We start from the raw sequence: 217 nt of genomic DNA on the forward strand, positions 1-217 counted from the left end.
TGCTCCGCTGTTATTGCCCCTTGACTCACATGCTCCGAGCTTATCGCTCCTTGGCTCACGTGCTCCGAGCTTATTGCCCCTTGACTCACATGCTCCGCTGTTATTGCCCCTTGACTCACATGCTCCGAGCTTATCGCTCCTTGGCTCACGTGCTCCGAGCTTATTGCCCCTTGACTCACATGCTCCGCTGTTATTGCCCCTTGGCTCACATGCTCCG

The 217-nt window shown here is 56.2% G+C and carries 1 protein-coding gene; it reads right to left on the reverse strand.

Annotated elements, in window-relative coordinates:
* Positions 1–217 (reverse strand): hypothetical protein (locus M3661_RS30165; RefSeq protein WP_251491419.1); only part of this gene is annotated, 217 nt, incomplete at both ends.

The organism is Paenibacillus sp. MER 180, from assembly GCF_023713665.1.
Lineage (GTDB): Bacteria > Bacillota > Bacilli > Paenibacillales > Paenibacillaceae > Paenibacillus_B > Paenibacillus_B suaedae.